Raw genomic sequence first — 14,690 nt, 5'->3', positions numbered from 1 at the left:
TGTCATACGATGTAAATCATGGGCCCTGAGAACAAAGACGGAATGGATGAGACCGACTGGGACCGCTACGCGGCAGAACTCGGTGACGCGTTCGATGGTGCCGATTGGCCGATTTCGGCTGTTCCTCCGGCTCAGCGAGCCGCTCGTCCCCGTGACTGGGTGCAGCCCGAGCTCGATGACGAGCAACCGGAAGCGGCCGACGACGTGTTGGACGCCACGTATGAGGCCATGGGTAAACGGCCCCTTTCGACACTCGGAAAGGTCCTGCTCGCCATTGTGGGTATCGGGCTTGTTCTCATCGTCCTCAACGAAGTTTCCGTCCTCACTCTGTCCCCGACGCTCTTTATCGTTGTCGTCATAGCCGCGGCGGGTGCCGGGGTTGCCTGGGTCGTTGCTTTTGCGACCGGGGATGATGGCGACGATGGGATGAGAGTGTAGTGGCAGGACGGCTAATCCTCGAAGACAGTAGGCGCGCCCACGAGGGCATTCCCGTTCAAATGTCGTTCTCGGAACTGGGAACGGACCTGCGGGAGGCAACGTTCGTCGTTGTCGACCTCGAAACAACCGGCGGCGCGCCGGGGTCCGAAGAGATCACGGAAATCGGGGCGGTGAAGTCCCGCGGCGGCGAAGTCATCGGCGAGTTCGCCACCCTCGTGAACCCGAATCAGCCCATTCCTCCGTTCATTACCGTCCTCACCGGTATCACCACCGCCATGGTTATCGACGCCCCACGAATCGCCAAGGTCCTTCCCGCCTTCCTCGAATTCTTGGGCAACTCCCCCGACACGGTCCTTGTCGCCCACAATGCTCGATTCGACGTGGGCCACCTCAAGGCAGCGGCAGCTGCCCTTGACCTTCCCTTCCCGAAGCTCATGACGCTGGACACCGTGCAACTGGCACGCCGCACGATCAGCAAGGACGAGACCCCGAACTACAAGCTGGGAACTCTTGCCCGTGTCATCGGAACACAAACTCAGCCGAACCACCGGGCTCTGGATGATGCGAAGGCAACCGAAGAGCTCCTCCAGTTCATGCTCGGACGGCTCGGGCCGCTCGGCGTCACCCACCTCGAGGACCTGAAGACCGCGACCGATAACGTGCCGTACCGCAGGCGGACGAAAGCTCATCTCGCGGACGACCTGCCCCGCACCCCGGGCGTGTACCGGTTCATTGGCCCGTCGAACGAAGTCATGTACGTCGGCACCTCAGTCAACGTCTACAAGCGGGTCCGCCAGTACTTCACCGCTGCCGAGAAAAGGTCCCGAATTGGGGAAATGGTCGACCTTGCCGTGCGGGTCGAGGCCACATCGACCGCAACCAGGCTCGAAGCCCAGGTTCTCGAGCTTCGCGACATTCAGCAGTACAGCCCGCCCTACAACCGCCGCTCAAAGAGCCCGGAGAAGCGCCCCTGGATCGTTCTCACCAACGAACCACATCCCAGGCTCTCCATCGTTCGCTCCGTCCCGACGGACAACATGGCACATGCACTCGGGCCATTCACCTCCGCTAAGGCGGCCCGGCGAGCCAAGGACCTCCTCGAACGCGTTACCCGGATCCGCACGTGCACGACGCGGTTACCGACAGTACCTAAGCCGAATGCTCGCGCCTGCTCGCTGTTAGACATGGGGATGTGCTCTGCCCCGTGTGTCACCGGAATCTCCCAAGATGCCGTTCCCGAAACCCGGGGTTTGCTCTCGGGAACCGTAGACCGGGCCGTTGAGTCCGCAATGGACAACCTCCGGACACTGTCCTCCCGCGAAGAGTTCGAACGCGCCGCGGATGAACGGGATCGGCTGTCCGCTCTCGTCCGTACGGCGGCACGGCACGAAAGACTCTCCCTCCTGTCGAACATCCCGGAGTTGCGAGCCTCCCGTCCCGCCGATCGCGGCTGGGAAATCATCGTCGTGCGGTGGGGAAGGCTCGCCGGATCAGCCGTTGCGAATTCCGTCCACGAGGTCCTGGGAACCGTGGAGGCGCTTGCCTCTGCAACAAAGGCCGTTGAGCGGCCGGAGACCGCCTGCGGGGCTGCCCCGGTCGAAGAGACCGAGCTTCTCTACAACTGGATCACGTCGCCAACAGCTCGCCTGCTGAACTCCCCCGACCAGCCATTCGCTGTCTCTCGTTTCTCACCTTTGCGATTCACGATCGACGTGGCAGTCGAACGCACTCCATCCCGTTCGAGAGCGTAAGCTGGAGCCATTGAGGAAGCGAAAGGAATCTGCATGCTGACAGCAATTGTGCTCATCGACGCCGACAGTGGCCGCATCCCGGAGGTTGCCGAGGAACTCACCCAAATTAAGGGCGTTTCCGAGGTGTACTCCACAACCGGTGACCGCGACCTGATCGCCGTCGTCCGGGTCTCCGACCATGACAGGCTTGCCGACGTTATAGCGGACAAGATGGGCAAGGTTGAGGGCGTGATCGACACCGTCACCTACATCGCGTTCCGCGCCTACTCCCAGCACGACCTCGAGGCGGCCTTCCACATCGGACTCGACTGATGATGGTGCCCGCGTGATCGACCTGCGCAGCAGGGCCACCTAACCGAAAAGCTCCCCGGAATAGGACTGACAATCAGTTCCTACCCGGGGAGCAGTTCTATGAAGATGTCGTCGTCCGGCTGTGCCGGCGCGACTGCCGCCGCAAACGAGCCGCGACTAGGCGTGTGAGAGTTCGACCCAGCGGCGCAGCAGGTCGTCGGCCTTGCCCGTGTCGATCGTCTCCCGCGCAATCTCAAGGCCCTTGCCCAGGCGCTCGATAAGGGAGCCCGAGTCGGGTGCGACGAGCCTTCCGTCGGCGACCAGCGCACCCGCCGCGTTGAGAAGAACGGCGTCGCGAGCGGCGCCCTTCTCCCCCGCAAGAACCCTGCGCGCTACATCGGCGTTGAACGTGGCGTCCGCTCCTCGGAGATCCTCAACCGTGGCGGGGTCGAGTCCGAGATCGGCCGGCGCGTTAACCGCGGTGTATTCGACGGCGCCGTCCCGCACTTCCCACACGTGGTTGACGGCAACCGCGTTCAGTTCGTCCATGCCGTTGTCGCCGCGGAACACGAGAGCATCGTTACCGCGGTCCGCAAGAACGCCGGCAACAATCGGGGCGTGGTGAGCGGACGACACGCCGATGGCCCCGGCACGGGGCCGTGCCGGGTTGGTCAGCGGGCCAAGAACGTTAAACGCTGTACCGACCGCAAGCTCGCGGCGGGCGACCGCAGCGTGTCGCATTGACGGGTGGAACAGGTTAGCGAACAGGAAGGTGATACCAAGCTCGGAGAAGTTGTCGACCACGCGTTCCTTCGGAAGGTTCAGATCAACACCGAGAGCCTCCAGACAGTCCGCCGAACCCGATGACGACGAGGAGGCACGGTTGCCGTGCTTGACGACCTTGACACCCGCTGCCGCAATGACGAGCGAGGACATCGTCGAGATGTTGACCGTCTTCAGGCGGTCGCCACCCGTTCCCACGATGTCGAGCGTGTCGCGGTCAAGTTCAATCGGGGTCGCATGCTCCAGCATGGCGTCGGCAAGACCCCGGAGTTCCGCGATCGTCTCGCCCTTCGTGGCAAGCGCCGTGAGGAACCCTGCGAGGATCACCGGGGACGTTTGCCCGGACATGACTTCGTCCATGGCCCAACGAGTGTCTTCCAGCGCGAGGTCCTCGCGCCGGATCAACCGGGAAGTGAGTTCAGACCAGGTGCGGTCACTCATCGTGCGTTCGCTCCCATGAGGAGCTTTGTCACCTTCTGCTGGATGTCGCGGGGGTTAATCGGGAAGGTCGTCATTTCCTCCGCCTGCGACCAGCGGCCCAGCCACTCGTCTTGCGGGCGGGCAATGAGGAGGAGAACCGGCGGGCATGCTTCGACCTCGTCTTTGAGCTGCTTGGCGAGACCCATGCCGCCAACCTTGCTGGCCTCACCATCGAAGATCAGCAGGTCGAACGTTTCCTTCTCGAGAAGGTCCTCGATGCCAAACTCGGTCGCTGCCTCAAACCACTCGATTGTGGGCGCGCCCTTGCCAGGCCTGCGGCCAACGGTCATCCGCACCTCATCGCGCGTTGCCCGGTCATCGCTGTAGATCATGACCTTGGCGGTTGCCTTGGTCGTCGCGACAGCCGCGTCCTGAGATCGTACGAGATCCGACATTCTGTCCTCCATCCGGAAACGTTTCTATGCAGGTGCCATCCTATCGCGAACGGGACAATTCAGGGCACGCCGTCCGTACGCGTCTTTCGCAACGGAACACTGCGCAATTTACTAAGGAAACGCCAAACAACTATGGTGTAAGCCTCAAAGATCGGACTAATTCGCTTGTTTGATGAGATTTAACTGCGACTAATGGGACATTTCACGCGGATCTGGGACTTTCATCCCAAGAAATGCAGAAGTCCAGGGATTTTTAAGACATAATGTCCACTGTGAGTACAGCAACTTCGGCTGCCCATCGTGCGCCACACGTAACGCGTCCCAATGTCCTGTCCGTGGGCATCATCGTCTGGCTTTCCAGCGAGCTGATGTTCTTCGCGGGCCTGTTCGCCATGTACTTCACGCACCGCTCCGTTGCGGGCGAAGCTGCGTGGAGCCAGGCGGCCGAGTCATTGAACGTGCCCTTTGCAGCCATCAACACCCTGATCCTGATGACCTCGTCCATCACGTGCCAGTTCGGCGTGTGGAAGGCTGAGAAGATGATCGCCCGCCGCGAGGGGTCTTTCCTTGACCTTCGGAAGTGGGGCATGACCGAGTGGTACATGCTGTCCTTCTTCCTCGGAGCGATCTTCGTTTGCCTCCAGATCTTCGAGTACTACGAGCTCGTCACGCACGGCGTAACGATCAGTGGAAGCAGCTACGGATCGGTCTTTTACATCACGACCGGTTTCCACGCCATCCACGTTATCGGTGGTCTCATTGCTTTCCTTCTGATTATCGGCCGCACGTCGATCACGAGGAAGTTCAGCCACCGCGAGGCATCCACCGCAGTCGTCACGTCCTACTACTGGCACTTCGTTGACGTCATCTGGATCGCCCTGTTCTTCATCATTTACGTTCTCAAATGATGATCACCGTTTCCCGTCCCTACTCAATCACTGAAGAAGCGAGGCCCTCATCGTGAAGATCTCCGCCATGGTCAGAAGGAACCGGTACGCCCCGGTCGTCCTTCTGCTGTTTGCACTGTTCTTGACGGCCGGAATCTACTCACTCGTGGCCCCCGGTAGCGCTACCGCCACCCAGGGCACCTCGGAAGCTAACGTCCAGGAGGGCGAGGCCATCTTTGAGGCGAACTGCGCCTCCTGCCACGGCCCGGATGCTGCCGGCACCGATATCGCACCGTCACTCACCGGTGTGGGAGCTGCCTCCGTCCACTTCCAGATGATCACGGGTCGCATGCCGATGGCGAATAACTCGCCCCAGGCCGAAGTGAAGGACGTTCAGTTCACCGAAGAGCAGATTTACGACGTCTCCGCGTACGTAGCAACGCTTGGCCCCGGCCCGGCAATTCCGTCCGCAGACTTGGTCGATCCCGCGAAGGGCGATCCGGCTTCCGGCATGGAGCTCTTCCGCACGAACTGCTCCATGTGCCACAACGCCGTTGGTGCCGGTGGCGCACTTTCCGAGGGCAAGGTCGCCCCGTCCCTCATGGACTCCACTCCGACGGAGATCTACGAGGCCATGGTGACCGGCCCGCAGTCGATGCCTGTGTTCAATGACGCCAACATCACCGAACAGGGTAAGCAGGACATCATTTCCTATATCGACCACCAGCAGAACGCCGAGTCGATCGGCGGCAACAACCTGGGTTCTGTTGGCCCCGTTGTTGAAGGCATGTGGATCTGGATCGTCGGCATTGGCGGACTCTGCCTCATTGCCGTTTGGATTGGAGCGAAGAAGTCTTGAGCAAGGACATTCAGTCAGCATCGACGCTGAGCAATGACCCCGAGGAGAGGTTTGAGAACCCGGGGCTGCCCCCGCACACTCCTCGGAAGAATGAGTCGAAGCCGGGCCTGAAGAAGCTCGACTCCGCAATCGTCACGGGTGTCTTCTCGCTGTCGGCACTCGCGTCGCTCGCAGCGGTCGTCCTCTACTTCGTGCTCCCGGACTACTCGACGCTCGGCAATATCCGCCTCGGCAACCTCGTCCTTGGACTGGGGCTTGCCATCGGTTTCGGCGGTATTGGCTTCGCAGCCGTCTACTGGGCGAAGGCCCTCATGAACGACGAGGAGATGGTTGAGGAGCGTCACACCTCCCGCACGTCCCCCGAGGAGCGCGCCGAGGCCATGGAGATCATGCGCCAGGGCGTCGCCGATTCCGGCGTCGCTCGCCGCCCGTTCATCACGGCCGCTCTCGGCGGTGCCCTTGCCCTCGTTCCCCTGCCCTTCCTTGTTCCCCTGGTCGCGAACCTGGGTGAAGAGGACGGCTGGGACATCAGCAAGCTGAAGCACACCATGTGGGCTAGGGGCAAGCGCCTCATGACTGACGGGCCGCACGACATGTCGCGCCCCATCAAGATGGATGACGTAACGATTGGTTCGGTCTTCCACGTCATTCCCGAGGGACTCAACGATCTCTCCCACGAGGAGGGCTACGCGGACGAGAAAGCCAAGGCCGTCGTTCTTGTGATCCGTCTCGATGAGAAGGACCTCAAGCAGCCCGAGAACTCACTCGATGGCATCGTTGCTTTCTCGAAGATTTGCACGCACGTTGGTTGCCCCGTGGCTCTCTACGAGCAGCAGACCCACCATCTGCTCTGCCCCTGCCACCAGTCGACATTCGATGTCTCCGACGGCGCGAAGGTTGTGTTCGGCCCGGCTAAGCGGCCCCTACCGCAGTTGCCGATCACCGTTGACGAAGAGGGCTACCTCATTGCCGAGGGCGATTTCCCCGAACCTGTCGGCCCGAGCTACTGGGAGCGTAAGAAGTGACCACTCCGAAGTATTCACAAAAGCCGAAGCAGTCCGGCGGAGCGTACAACTATGTTGACGAACGCGTCGGCATGTCCGGTGTCATCAAGGGGTTTGCGCGCAAGCTGTTCCCCGACCACTGGTCGTTCCTCCTCGGTGAGGTAGCGCTTTACTCGTTCATCACCCTCATCCTCACGGGTATCTTCCTCGCAATGTTCTTCGTCCCTTCGATGGCGACGACAACATATCCGCTGGATGCTCTTCCCGTAACCGAACAGGGCAACCACGTGTCGGAGGCGTACGCATCCACCCTGAAGATCTCGTTCGAGGTCAAGGGCGGCCTCCTCATGCGCCAGATGCACCACTGGGCGGCACTGCTGTTCATGGCATCGATCGTGGCCCACATGTTCCGCGTGTTCTTCACCGGCGCGTTCCGCAAGCCCCGCGAGCTCAACTGGGTCGTTGGCTTCACGCTTCTCATCCTTGGCCTGCTCGCCGGCTTCACCGGCTACTCCCTGCCCGATGACGTCCTGTCAGGCAACGGCCTGCGCATTGCCGACGGCGTTGCGAAAGCAATACCAATCCTCGGTACGTGGGTGTCGTTTGGGCTATTCGGTGGCGAATTCCCGGGCATGGACATCATTCCCAGGCTGTTCACGCTTCACATCCTCGTTGTTCCCGGCCTGATCCTGGCACTTGTTGGACTGCATCTCCTCATGGTTGTCATCCACAAGCACACCCAGTACCCCGGCCCGGGCCACAAGGAAGATAACGTGGTCGGATATCCCGTATTCCCGGTGTACGCGGCGAAGGCAGGCGGATTCTTCTTTATCGTGTTTGGCTTCATCGCGCTACTGGGCGCCACGTTGTCGATCAACAACGTGTGGAGTTACGGCGGGTATGACCCATCCCCCGTCTCTGCCGGCGCCCAGCCTGACTGGTACATGCTGTTCTTGGAAGGGGCACTACGCCTCATGCCAGGTTGGGAATTCGAGTGGCTTGGCTTCACGTTCTCGATGAGCATTCTCATCCCCGGCGTAGTCATCCCCGGAATTCTGTTCACCGCGCTTGCCGCATACCCCTTCATCGAGGCATATGCGACAGGCGACAAGCGGGAGCACCACATCCTCGACCGTCCCCGAAACGTCCCCGTACGTACCGCTATCGGCTGCATCATCATTGTCGAGTTCTTCATTCTCGTGATCGCGGGAAGTAACGACATTTTGGCAACCCACTTCGAGCTGTCTCTTAACGGCATTACGTGGGCTCTGCGAATAGCGTTCCTCATCGCACCGTTCATCACCTTCTGGTTGGTTAAGCGCATCTGCCTGTCCCTCCAGAGGCGAGACCGCGAACTCGCCATGCACGGACGAGCAACCGGACGCGTCGTGCAGACCCCGGATGGCGCATTCCACTCGGTTCACCGTCCCCTCGACGACTACGAGCTGTGGACCCTCGTCCAGCACGATCTGCACCGCCCGCTCGAGGTCGGTTCGGACACCGACGCAGACGGAATCGTCCGCAGCGATTACAAGTCGCTCAAGCGCCGCTCGGCCGTCTCCCGGTTCTTCTTCGAAGACCGCGTTGAGCCGGTCACGAAGAGCGAACTCGCGGCCGCACAGGCATCGCATCACCAGTTGGACCACAGTTCGCAGTCCACATCCGTTGCTCAGCTTGAGCGCACGGACCAGGACGAGATCGAGTCCTGATTTCGCCATGAGCGGGTTTGCTAGATAGCAGGCCCGCTCATGAGTAAGACTAGTAAGACAAAGGTCCCGGTCAATACGAACGACTGGGCAGACTTGGAGGAATGACACCATGGCACAGTACACACTGCCTGAGCTCGACTACGATTACGCTGCTCTCGAGCCGCACATCTCCGGCAAGATCATGGAGCTGCACCACAGCAAGCACCACAACACCTACGTAACCGGCGCAAACTCGGCTCTGGAAGCCATCGCTGCCGCTCAGGAGTCCGGTGACTTCGCATCGCTGAACCTGGCCCAGAGGAACCTGACCTTCAACCTCGGTGGTCACATCAACCACTCGATCTTCTGGAAGAACCTCTCCCCCAACGGTGGCGGCGAGCCCGAGGGCGAGCTCATGGAGGCCATCAAGGACGCATTCGGCTCCTTCGACACCTTCGTCAAGCAGTTCACCGCAGTTGCCACGGGGATCCAGGGCTCCGGCTGGTCCGTCCTTGCCTACGACTCGGTCGCAGGTAAGCTCACCACCTTCCAGCTTTACGATCAGGCGAACAACGTTCCCGTCGGCACCCTGCCGATCCTCATGCTCGACATGTGGGAGCACGCCTTCTACCTCGACTACCTGAACGTCAAGGCTGACTACGTCAAGGCATTCTGGAATCTCGTCAACTGGCAGGACGTTGCCAGCCGCCTCGAGGACGCCAAGAAGACCGTTATCGTCAAGTAGCGTGAATACCCGGGAAACCGGACACTGACTCCACTGTGGGCGGTTGGCTTAGCCAGCCGCCCACAGTCGTCTCTACACAATCCTGATCTCTATCTCTACACGTAGCTCATGTCGAACTGTCGCTCCTCGTGACCGACGGCTTGCACCCGGTCACAAAGCCCGGCGGCTCTCGGTTCCCACAGTCCATTCACCACAGCAGTGTTATCGGTAGTGCCATAGCAACTGACAGTAATCCGGCACCCGGTACGCTCTCTTAACCAAATTTGCCGCCGTTGCAGGTGGGCCGAAATGCTACGTCAAACCCCGCGGTCCAGATCTTGCTTCGGTCAAATGCCCAGCCGAGCCAGAGCCGCTGCGACTTATCGCATTGTGGCAAGTTCAACAGGACAACCGTGCTCCGAAAAGTGCCGCGATAGTAGCAGTATCAAGCCCAATGGCGCACGATGTTTACGGCGGTAACAAGCCACTTCGGTGGATATGCTTCAAGAGACCCACCGAATTCTGCGCAGAGAAATCTCTATTTCTCAATGCACGTTGGAATACTCACCCTCGCGATCCTGGCTATTCGGTGGGAGTGCACGGTTAAATTGACGTAAACACCATCCGGGACTTTCGTCCCGTTGTTTTAGGCGTGTTCCGTATAGAGAGAAAACAATGACCACGGGGAACAATAACGAGTTCTGGGGGCAGGGCCAACACCATGGCCAGCAGCCCGGCTACGATCAGGGCTTCCACCAGCAGCCCGGCTACGATCAGAGCTTCCACCAGCAGCCCGGTACCTTCCAGAACCATGACCAGGGACAGTCTGCCTCGAATCCGGATGACGGTGGCTTGCTCGCCGGGAATCCGTACGAGCAACAACAGTCGCCCTACGGCCCGCAGCCATCCGGAGCACAGCAAGGGTTTGGCAACCAGTCGTACGGTCAGCAACCTTACGGACAGGCCTACGGCTCAGCGCCGAATAACGAGCCGCCCCACAACTCAAACGCCACGGCCTGGATTATCCTCGGCATCGTCATCGTCGCGATCCTCGCAACCGGTGCAGCGATCTTCTTTGTGCTCGGTGGAGACGACGATCGCACCGCAGGCTCCGACATCTCGGGTGCTCCGAGCGATACCGTCGACAACCGAAGCGGTCAGGGAACCGATTCTCCTGACCAGAATCCCACAACGGTCGACAGCAATCCCACGATGGACCCCGCGGACAGCAGTCCCGGCCCCGACGGCAAACCCAGTCGCGCAGACGTACGTGTCGGCCTCGAGCTCATCCTCCAAGCAGAGTTCGAAAACCAGGGTCTGGAGATGGCGGACATTGAAGCCGCAGGTGTATCGATGGACGAGTATTACAACTGCGTAATCGACAGCATCTACGACGCGGCTCGTCCCCAAACTCTCGAGGCTATTGTCGCGGGCGACCCCGATGCGTGGATCTTCGGCTCCGATTACACCTTGCTGACCGAAGCATCGGATTCGTGCATCGACTCTCAGCTGTAGCTATCCAGAGTGGGGAGTCCGCCCCGGAGTATCGATATCCGCTCCCCCAGCATCCCCGAGCCGGGTCCAGGTCAGGCTGCCTATCAACCGCCTGACCTGGACATTGATACAACTACCAGCGCTCTCGCGCTACATTCACGCTTCCTGAAAGCATCGCTACCGGCCACAACCGGACACCATCGAGCCACCTTGGGAACTTCACCCCAGGCAACGAGACCAACCAAGTAAAAACCGCTGTTAGTTTGGGTGCCAGCACATTCGTCCACAAGGCTCGCACCACCGCTAAAGCCACGGAATACATTTAAGGGACATCATGACAACCGGGAACAATAATCAGGGCTGGGGACAGAATCAGCCCAACTACGGACAGCGGCCCCCGAGCCACCCGCCCCAGGGTAACCCGGGCTATGGTGCTCCGGGTTACGGCCAGCCACAGGGTTATGGCGCACCTCAGGGCTACGGAGACCCGGGTTACGGTTACCAGGGCCAGCCCGGTGGCTATCCCCCGCAGAAGTCCAACAAGACCGGGTGGATCATTGGCGGAATCATCGCCGTTATTCTCATCGCGGTCGGTGTCGTCCTCTTCTTCGTCCTCGGTGACGATGACGATGACACGGATACCAGGACCGACACCGAAACAACCCAGCCTGCCGATCCGGATCCGACCGAGCCCATTACGGACGAGCCCTCACCCGTTGAGCCAGCTCCGATCGACCCAAGCCCGACGACACCGGTTCCCACCACTCCGACACCCGTGGAGCCGGACCCCACGGAACCTGACACGCAAACCTCCGACACGCCTTCCGGCGATCGTCCTTCCAAGGAGGAGGTCCTTTCCGGCATGGAGGCCATGCTCGCCGACCAGGGCGCAGGCCGGGATGATCTCATCGCCATGGGCCTTGAGGGGGACGTCGTTGACTCCTACTTCTCCTGCGTTGTCGATGAAATCTACGACGACGTTTCGGCCGAGACACTCGAGGCAATCGCATCGAACGACCCGAATGCTCCGATGGCTCCCGGTGAGCAGACGACATTCACCACGGCAGTCGACTCCTGCTTGGTTGAACTCGAATTCTAAACAAGCCACAAGCTAACTGACAGGGTGGCTGGCGCATTGATTCGGCCTGGGTTTAGTTCCGAGCTTTATAGCAGAATAGGAACACTATGCCCAGAAAGTATGACCCCGAACTGAAGCAGCGTGCGGTGCGGATGGTTTCCGAGGCACTTCCCGATCACCCCACTCGCACAGCCGCGGTCCGTCATGTCGCGGACCTGCTCGGGGTAGGCGCAGAGGCCCTGCGAACCTGGCACCGGCAGGCCGAAGTCGACCAAGGTAAAAGGCCCGGCGTGACGACCGACTTAGTCGCAGAGAATAAACGACTGGAGCGTGAGAACGCTGAGCTGCGCAAGGCTAACGAGGTGCTTAAAGCTGCGAGTATATTTTTCGCGAAGGAACTCGACCGGCCACGGACGAAATGATCGCTTTCATCGATACTTATCGTGATCGTTTCGGAGTTGAGTTCCTCTGCGCCACGCTTCGTGGAGCAGTCCGTGGATTTATCACCTCTCGTGGATACCGTGCCGCGAAGAGCCGGCCCCCGTCAGCCCGTCAGCTGAAAGACGAGCTGCTGATCCCAGAAATCCAGCGCCTGCACGAAGAGCATTACAGCGTCTACGGACGACGCAAGATGCATGCGCTCCTGAAACGACAGGGCTGGGACATCGGCCGCGATCAGACCCACAGGCTCATGAAACTCGCCGACGTTGAAGGTGTTCGCAGGTCGAAGAAGGCTTTCACCACGATCCCTGATTCCGGCTTAGCGCTGCCCGGGGACCTGGTGGAGCGCCGGTTTGTTGCTGACCGACCTAACCAATTGTGGGTCTGCGACATCACCTATGTCGCCACCTGGTCCGGGTTCGCCTACGTCTCTTTCATCATCGACGTCTTCGCTCGTCGTATCGCCGGCTGGAATGTTGCCTCGACATTGAAAGCTGACGTGCTGCCACTGCAAGCTTTGGAGATGGCTGCCTGGCAAAACGGCGGTGACCTTGATGGAGTGATCCATCATAGCGATCACGGCTCGAACTACATGTCCCTGGTCTACACGAGCAGGGTCAATGAACTCGGCGCTAAGCCCTCTACCGGGACCGTCGGCGATAGTTTTGACAACGCGATGGCTGAATCGGTTAATGCTCTCTACAAGGCCGAACTGATTCGTCAGCGCGGGCCGTGGAAGACCGTGGAAGAAGTTGAGCTGGCAACCTTGGAATACGTGTGGTGGTGGAACAACAAACGCCTCCACGGTGAACTTGGCTACCGCAGCCCGCTCGAGGTCGAGGACGCCTACTACACTGAACAAGAATCCCGCCTGACACCAGTCCGGTGACAGGAAAAACGGCCGGAACTAAACCCAGGCCGAATCACATGGAGCAATCCGTACGCCAGCCACCCTCCTCTCTGTCACAAGAACCTACCGTGGTCATCCACACCGCCCTACAAGGTTCTCAGCCAAGGACCGTTCATTCCTCATCAACTAGGGACGAAGCCGTCCGCACACCCTCTCGTCGCATGTCATCCCGCAACGCATCTTAACCACCGGTTAACGTAGCAAATTGTCCGTGGACGGGACGCCCAAACGTCAGTCGAACACTGTTAAGTTAGTGGCAGTACATTCGTTGGAAAACCTGGCATAAGTGCCATAGCCGCAGACTTCGATAAGGGAGATCATGACCACGGGAAACAACAATCAGCGCTGGGGACAGAACCAGCCAAATAATGGTCAGGACCAGCCGAACTACGGCCAGGGCCAGCCAGACCCCGGGCAGCAGTCACCGAGTGATCTGCCGCAGCCGAACCAGCCACAAGGCGCACCGGAAGGTTACGGTGCTCAGCAGGGCTACGGCACACCCGAGGGATATGGCGCAGACCAGAACTACGGTAGCCCGCAGGGCGGTCAGCCTGGCTATGGCGCACCGCAGGGCTACGAGGCCCAGCAGCAGGGCTATGGCGCGCCACAGGGCGCCCGGCAGGGTTACGGAGCTCCCCAGGGATACGGTGCTACCCCGGCTTACGGCAACCAGGGTTACGGATACCCGGGTCAGCCCGGCGGCTATCCTCCGCAGAAGTCGAACAAGAACGGGTGGATTATTGGCGGCGTCATTGTCGCTCTCCTCGTCATTGTCGGCGTTGTCCTCTTCTTCGTCCTCGGAGGCGATGATGAAGGTGGTTCCGATGGTCGTCCTTCCAAGGACGAGGTCCTTTCAGGCATGGAATCGATGCTTGAAGATCAGGGCCTAGGTAAGGACGAGCTCTCCAGCCTCGGCGTTGATGCTGATGCAGTGGATGCCTACTTCGATTGCGTTGTCGACGAAATCTACGACGAGGTCTCGGTCGATACGCTTGAGGCCATTGCAGCCAACAACCCGAACGCACCCATGCCCGCTGGCGAGGAGTCCACGTTCAACAATGCGGCCAACGCCTGCCTTTCCGAACTCGGATACTAATTCAACGCAGCTGGGTGGCTGATATGCGGGTGATTCCGCGTGTCAGCCACCCTTCTGTTTTCCGCAGTTCCCTCAATCAGCAAACCCAAGGAATTACTCGAAACCCGGTCACCGCTGAAACATCTCTGGAAATGCCCAAGGGTCATAAGGCGGTTGTGTTCGGCACTGACCTCCCTTCAGGCGGGGTCGCTTGGGTTGTTCACCCCACGCATTTTCACCACAGCACGTGAACACGCTGTTAGGTTTGTGCCTAGAAAGATTGACGACGGTTCGGAGCATCCGCCTGAGCCCCAACTGATAAGGGTCATCATAACAACTGGAAACAATAGCGAACCCGGCAACCAGCAGCCGCCACAGGGCCAGTCGGCTCA

Annotated in this window: 14 protein-coding genes; 12 read left to right on the top strand and 2 right to left on the bottom strand. The window is 60.0% G+C overall.

The features are described 5' to 3' along the window. Positions 1–18: 18 nt before the first annotated feature. The 3 genes from EJ997_RS02405 to EJ997_RS02395 are packed head-to-tail and all read left to right on the top strand — an operon-like array spanning position 19 to position 2,501. A complete protein-coding gene (locus EJ997_RS02405; protein WP_126703169.1) occupies positions 19–438 on the top strand; it encodes a hypothetical protein in 420 nt (139 codons plus the stop codon). Then, positions 438–2,189, top strand: coding sequence for a DEDD exonuclease domain-containing protein (locus EJ997_RS02400; RefSeq protein WP_126703168.1), 1,752 nt, complete (start codon positions 438–440; stop codon positions 2,187–2,189). The genes EJ997_RS02405 and EJ997_RS02400 overlap by 1 nt, the downstream gene beginning before the upstream one ends. A gap of 33 nt (positions 2,190–2,222) precedes the next feature. Then, positions 2,223–2,501, top strand: coding sequence for an Lrp/AsnC family transcriptional regulator (locus EJ997_RS02395; RefSeq protein ID WP_126703167.1), 279 nt, complete (start codon positions 2,223–2,225; stop codon positions 2,499–2,501). 156 nt (positions 2,502–2,657) lie between these two features. Here EJ997_RS02395 and trpD read toward each other — a convergent pair whose 3' ends face one another. Further along, entirely contained in the window at positions 2,658–3,704 is a 1,047-nt protein-coding gene (trpD, locus tag EJ997_RS02390) for an anthranilate phosphoribosyltransferase (RefSeq protein WP_126703166.1), read from the bottom strand. Next, positions 3,701–4,138: a hypothetical protein gene (locus tag EJ997_RS02385; RefSeq protein ID WP_126703165.1), complete on the bottom strand. Its 438-nt coding sequence runs from the start codon at positions 4,136–4,138 to the stop codon at positions 3,701–3,703. Before EJ997_RS02385 ends, trpD begins: the two co-directional genes overlap by 4 nt. Positions 4,139–4,410: 272 nt before the next feature. On the opposite strand from EJ997_RS02385, the gene ctaE reads away from it, so the two are divergent. The 9 genes from ctaE (at position 4,411) to EJ997_RS13890 (ending at position 14,319) form a co-directional block, all read left to right on the top strand. Further along, positions 4,411–5,046 carry an aa3-type cytochrome oxidase subunit III gene (gene ctaE, locus EJ997_RS02380; protein ID WP_228201553.1) on the top strand — a complete coding sequence of 212 codons (636 nt, stop codon included), beginning with the start codon at positions 4,411–4,413 and terminating at the stop codon, positions 5,044–5,046. 52 nt (positions 5,047–5,098) lie between these two features. Beyond that, complete coding sequence (gene qcrC, locus EJ997_RS02375; protein WP_228201552.1) at positions 5,099–5,884, top strand: cytochrome bc1 complex diheme cytochrome c subunit; 786 nt, start codon at positions 5,099–5,101, stop codon at positions 5,882–5,884. Further along, on the top strand, positions 5,881–6,909 hold the full coding sequence (gene qcrA / locus EJ997_RS02370) for a cytochrome bc1 complex Rieske iron-sulfur subunit (protein ID WP_126703163.1): 1,029 nt from the start codon (positions 5,881–5,883) through the stop codon (positions 6,907–6,909). The genes qcrC and qcrA overlap by 4 nt, the downstream gene beginning before the upstream one ends. Further along, complete coding sequence (qcrB, locus tag EJ997_RS02365; protein ID WP_206501765.1) at positions 6,906–8,597, top strand: cytochrome bc1 complex cytochrome b subunit; 1,692 nt, start codon at positions 6,906–6,908, stop codon at positions 8,595–8,597. The genes qcrA and qcrB overlap by 4 nt, the downstream gene beginning before the upstream one ends. A gap of 109 nt (positions 8,598–8,706) precedes the next feature. After that, entirely contained in the window at positions 8,707–9,321 is a 615-nt protein-coding gene (locus EJ997_RS02360) for a superoxide dismutase (RefSeq protein ID WP_126703162.1), read from the top strand. 654 nt (positions 9,322–9,975) lie between these two features. Beyond that, the gene (locus tag EJ997_RS13070; protein WP_206501763.1) at positions 9,976–10,815 is read left to right on the top strand and encodes a hypothetical protein; all 840 of its coding nucleotides are present in this window, start codon (positions 9,976–9,978) and stop codon (positions 10,813–10,815) included. A gap of 313 nt (positions 10,816–11,128) precedes the next feature. Next, positions 11,129–11,893 (top strand): hypothetical protein, encoded by a 765-nt coding sequence (locus EJ997_RS13895; RefSeq protein ID WP_126703161.1) that lies wholly within the window; start codon positions 11,129–11,131, stop codon positions 11,891–11,893. 86 nt (positions 11,894–11,979) lie between these two features. Then, positions 11,980–13,202, top strand: a protein-coding gene (locus EJ997_RS02345) for an IS3 family transposase (protein WP_126702775.1) whose coding sequence is annotated in 2 segments (ribosomal slippage) — positions 11,980–12,265 and positions 12,265–13,202 — 1,224 coding nt in all. Because the reading frame shifts where the segments join, the coding sequence is not laid out codon by codon here. A gap of 340 nt (positions 13,203–13,542) precedes the next feature. Next, positions 13,543–14,319 carry a hypothetical protein gene (locus tag EJ997_RS13890; RefSeq protein WP_126703160.1) on the top strand — a complete coding sequence of 259 codons (777 nt, stop codon included), beginning with the start codon at positions 13,543–13,545 and terminating at the stop codon, positions 14,317–14,319. The last annotated feature ends 371 nt before the right edge of the window (positions 14,320–14,690 follow it).

It is taken from the genome of Flaviflexus ciconiae (assembly GCF_003971195.1).
Lineage (GTDB): Bacteria > Actinomycetota > Actinomycetes > Actinomycetales > Actinomycetaceae > Flaviflexus > Flaviflexus ciconiae.
Note: the sequence above shows the minus strand (reverse complement) of the source record. Positions and strands in the feature narration are given on the sequence as shown.